The 5252-nt window shown below is 36.2% G+C and carries 5 protein-coding genes; all 5 read left to right on the forward strand.

Annotated features, from left to right (window positions below; genetic code table 11):
- Positions 1-550: 3H domain-containing protein (locus tag ACW2QF_RS04470; protein ID WP_455714795.1), on the forward strand; the 550-nt coding region annotated here is incomplete at its 5' end.
- Positions 551-724: 174 nt separating this feature from the next.
- Positions 725-1789, forward strand: a complete 1065-nt coding sequence (locus ACW2QF_RS04475) for a PTS transporter subunit IIC (protein ID WP_455714796.1) — start codon at positions 725-727, stop codon at positions 1787-1789.
- A 156-nt stretch (positions 1790-1945) separates the two neighbouring features.
- Positions 1946-3025 (forward strand): 6-phosphofructokinase, encoded by a 1080-nt coding sequence (locus ACW2QF_RS04480; protein ID WP_455714797.1) that lies wholly within the window; start codon positions 1946-1948, stop codon positions 3023-3025.
- A 111-nt stretch (positions 3026-3136) separates the two neighbouring features.
- Entirely contained in the window at positions 3137-4720 is a 1584-nt protein-coding gene (gene dnaX, locus ACW2QF_RS04485) for a DNA polymerase III subunit gamma/tau (protein ID WP_455714798.1), read from the forward strand.
- 35 nt (positions 4721-4755) lie between these two features.
- Positions 4756-5109 carry a YbaB/EbfC family nucleoid-associated protein gene (locus ACW2QF_RS04490; RefSeq protein WP_455714799.1) on the forward strand — a complete coding sequence of 118 codons (354 nt, stop codon included), beginning with the start codon at positions 4756-4758 and terminating at the stop codon, positions 5107-5109.
- Positions 5110-5252 lie beyond the last annotated feature (143 nt).

Here is a 5252-nt window from a genome sequence, read left to right on the forward strand (position 1 = left end):
GATTAATATCAAAATAAAATGGTTAGGGGGGATAGTCATGGAGGGTGTAGAAAGAAGAGAAAAATTAATCTCTATCTTAAAGAATAGAAAAGATGAGCCAATTTCAGGATCTGAACTTTCTAAGCAACTTGGTGTCAGTAGACAGGTTATCGTCCAGGATATAGCTTTGCTACGTGCAGTGAATAAGAATATATTATCTACAACGAAGGGATATCTCTTGTATTATCAAGAAGAGAATAAGGTTAATCGATGCTTTATGGTAAAGCATACGAATGATCAAATTCAAGATGAGTTATGCTCTATTGTGGATCATGGTGGTAAAGTCTTAGATGTCATTGTAATGCATGATATCTATGGAGAGATAAGAACGGACTTAATTATGTCGAGTCGTAAGGATGTATATGATTTTGTAAAGAAGGTTAAAGAAAAGCAGACAGTTCCCCTCAAGGACCTAACAGATGGGACTCATCTTCATACAGTTGAGGCTGATAGTGAAGCTACGTTAGATGAGATTGAGGCTGTGTTAAGAGAAAAAGGATATTTAGTATAATATATATTAAATAATGAATGCTCTCAGGCAAGCATATACTCTATAAATAGCAATGATAAAAGTAATATTTATCATTGCTATTTTTTGGTTTCTATGATAAATTACTTGTAACTGACAAGACAGTTGTAATTACAAATCTATATATACATATGAGACAGGAAGGGGATACTTAATATGGATAAAGTGAAAAAACTTTTAAATCGTATCTTTATAGATGGATTAAGTGGGATGGCTCTTGGTTTATTCGCAACATTAATTGTAGGAACCATTATAAAACAAATAGGCTCCTTAATTGGTAGTGAAATAGGTAGTATGCTAACGATACTAGGAACAGTAGCTTCTGTGCTTACAGGCGCTGGAATTGGTTGTGGTGTAGCGTATAAGTTTAAGGAGAGTCCACTGGTAGTTCTATCAGCAGCTACAGCCGGTATGGTAGGGGCATATGCCAGTGAGATTTTGAAAGGATCGTTAATTGTAGATGGAGCAGTGAATCTTGCTAAGCCTGGGGAACCGCTTGGAGCATTCATTGCAGCATACATAGGGATAGAGGTAGGACATCTCGTATCAGGTAAGACTAAGATTGATATTCTTGTAACACCGTTGTGTTCCATTGTATCAGGTAGCATCATTGGGTTGCTAGTAGGGCCTCCAATTTCAGGATTTATGGCGGGGCTTGGTAAATTAATAGAAATCGGAACAGAACAACAACCATTTATAATGGGAATCATAGTTTCTGTATTAATGGGTATATTCTTAACGCTACCAATTAGCTCAGCGGCGATTGGACTTGTACTAGGATTAAGCGGACTTCCTGCTGGTGCTGCCACGGTTGGTTGCTGTGCTAATATGGTTGGTTTTGCAGTTGCAAGTTACAGAGAGAATAAGGTGGGTGGACTTCTTGCACAAGGTGTAGGAACAAGTATGTTACAGATGCCCAATATCGTTAAGAAACCGATAATTTGGTTACCTGCAATTATTACGAGTGCAATATTAGGACCTCTCTCTACGATGGTATTCAAGATGACTAATAATCCACCTGGTTCAGGAATGGGAACAGCAGGATTTGTAGGACAAATTATGACGTATCAAACAATGGTAGGGACAGAGAGTCAAGCAATCGTATTAATCAAAATTGCACTTTTGCATTTTATTTTACCAACAATTTTAACACTAATAATTTCTGAATTCATGAGAAAAAAAGGCTACATCAAATTTGGAGATATGAAGTTAGATGTTTAAGCATAACTAACGAATAAGACTTGTGAAGCAGTCAATACTGTTTCATAGGTCTTTATTTATTTTCCCAGCCTAGTATGGAAAATAGATGTTAACTATAGTATAATTAATACTTAGTCATAATCTCAGAGAAAGAAGAAAGTAAAAGGAGAGCGGCATATGAAGAGGATTGGTTTGTTAACAAGTGGTGGCGATTGTCAAAGTTTAAATGCAACTATGCGTGGTGTGGCAAAATCATTATACGAAGCATATGAATCTAAAGAGATTGAGATATATGGTGTATTAGAAGGATATAAGGGATTAATTTATGGAAACTACGAATTAATGAAACCAAAAGATTTCTCGGGAATTCTAACAGAAGGTGGAACAATTATTGGAACATCAAGACAGCCTTTTAAACATATGCGTACTCCTGATGAAAATGGACTAGATAAAGTTAAGGCAATGAAAGACACCTATAAGAAGATGAAGCTGGATTGCCTTGTGATATTAGGTGGAAATGGTACTCATAAGACAGCAAATCTTCTAAGGGAAGAAGGACTGAATGTAGTAACATTACCTAAGACAATTGATAATGATATCTGGGGAACGGATATTACCTTTGGATTTCAAAGTGCAGTTAATATAGCAACGAGTGCAATAGATTGTATTCACACAACTGCAGCATCTCACCGTAGAGTATTTATTGTAGAAGTAATGGGACATAAAGTAGGTTGGTTAACACTGCACGCAGGAATTGCAGGAGGAGCAGATATTATTTTAATACCAGAAATTCCATATAATATTGATTCGGTGGTAGAAGCGATAGAGAAAAGAACAGCAATGGGAAAGAGATTCTCAATTCTAGCAGTGGCAGAAGGTGCAGTCTCAACAGAGGATGCGGCACTTTCTAAAAAAGAGAGAAAAGCAAAAAACAAGAAATCACCTTATCCGTCTATTTCTTATAAAATCGGGAAAGAGATTGAAGAAAGAACAGGGCAAGAGATTCGTATTACGGTACCTGGTCATACACAACGTGGTGGCGCACCCTGTCCGTTTGACCGTGTGATTTCTACACGCTTAGGAGCAGCGGCAGCAGAATTAATTAAGAAGGAACAATACGGATATATGGTAGGATTTCGCGATGGTGAAATTATTCCAGTACCATTAGAAGATGTAGCAGGTAAATTAAAGATGGTTGATCCTAACGCTTCAATTATTAAAGAAGCAAAGAGTTTAGGAATTAATTTTGGTGAATAAACGTTATTTGCAAAACCATATATCTTTTGTTATTATAAGATAAGTAAAAGATGATAATATAGATAAGAATAAGATACAGAAATAATTGTATTAGAAAAGGATGTGCAGGGTATGGCATATACTGCCCTTTATAGAAAGTTTCGACCAACTGAATTTGGAGATGTCAAAGGTCAGGATCATATAGTAACAACTTTAAAAAATCAAATTAAATCTGACCGTGTGGGACATGCGTATTTGTTCTGTGGAACAAGAGGAACTGGTAAGACAACCATAGCTAAGATTCTAGCAAAGGCAGTCAATTGCGAGAGCCCAATTGATGGTAATCCATGCAATGAATGCAGCATGTGTAAAGAAATTAATAGTCAGAATTCCATGAACGTAATTGAAATAGATGCAGCTTCTAATAACGGTGTTGATAATATTCGTGATATTATAGATGAAGTACAATATTCACCAACAAGGGGCCGTTATAAGGTATATATTATCGATGAGGTTCATATGCTTTCAGCAGGAGCATTCAATGCCTTGCTTAAGACATTAGAAGAACCCCCTTCTTACGTTATATTTATCTTAGCAACAACAGAAGTTCACAAGATTCCTGTAACGATTTTATCAAGATGTCAGCGTTATGATTTCAAACGAATTACGATTGATATAATAACAGAGAGATTGTATGAGCTTTTGGAGAAAGAACAAGTAGAAGCAGAGGAAAAAGCGGTTCGCTATATTGCAAAGTCAGCAGATGGAGCACTTCGTGATGCATTAAGTTTATTAGATCAATGTATGGCGTTTTACTTTGGTGAGAAATTAACCTATGATAATGTGCTTAATGTACTTGGTGCTGTTGATACCCAGGTATTCTCCACTCTCCTGCGTTACATTATTGATGGTAAGGTTACAGAATGTATAGAACTTATTGAAAAACTTATAATTGAGGGTAGAGAACTTGGACAGTTTGTAGTAGACTTTACATGGTATCTTCGTAATTTACTTTTAGTTAAAACATCAAATGCAGCGGAAGATATTATTGATATATCATCCGAGAACTTGATAGATTTAAAAGAAAATGCGGGTACTATCTCAGCAGATGCTTTGATGAGATATATTCGAATCTTCTCAGAGCTTGCAAATCAAGTAAAGTATGCTTCACAAAAACGTGTCCTTGTAGAGATAGCAGTTATTAAATTATGCAAACCACAGATGGAAAGAAGCTATGATTCTATACTGGACAGGTTAAATCAGATAGAAAAGCAGCTACAAAATGGAGTTCAGGTTGTAGCAAGTGGTGCATCAAACACCAATATGCATGCACCCATAGAAGCGCCTCAGGACCCTACACCATCGATATCTGTGGAAGACCTTGAGAAGGCAGTATCAGAGGATATTAAACAAGTTGTACAGAATTGGAGAGCAATTATAGGTGGACTTCAAGGATCTTTAAAACCGATGCTATTGAATGCAAAGCTTAGTATTGGACCAGATAATCAACTAATTCTTATATTTACGGAAGCGGTAGATAAGGATTATGTTGAGAAGGAAGAGCACATTGAAGCAATTGAAGCTTCTATTGCAACGAAGATAGGTAAGAAAGTAGCAATTCGTACAAAGCTAATGGAAACCGGAAATGAAAAAAAGGATGAGTTTCCTGACTTAACAAAGATATTCAAAAACATTGATATAGAATATGAAAATTAAAGTAGAATTAGTTAGAAAATAGGAGGAATATTAATATGGCAAAAAGAGGTGGATTTCCAGGAGCTATGCCTGGTAACATGAACAATCTGATGAAGCAAGCACAAAAGATGCAAAAGCAGATGGAAGAAAAGACAAAAGAAATCGAAGCAAAAGAGTGGGAAGCTACTGCAGGTGGTGGAGCAGTTACTGTTAAAGTATCTGGTAAAAAAGAAGTTGTATCTGTTAAGCTTTCAGAAGAAGTTGTAGATCCAGATGATATTGAGATGCTTGAGGATCTTATTGTAGCTGCAACGAATGAAGCCCTACGTAAAATGGAAGAGGAATCAGCTTCTGTTATGAATTCAATTACAGGTGGTCTTGGTGGACTTGGTGGAGGATTCCCATTCTAACCTAGAATGAAAACACCATGAAAAAGGCATGAATGTTTCCTACAAACAGAAACGTTGTGCCTTTTTTCTTAAGATGCACAATTAAGACCTTTTGAAACATCTGTCATAGTAATAGAAAGGTAAATAAACATGGATTATTATAG

The organism is Anaerosporobacter sp., assembly GCF_965301125.1.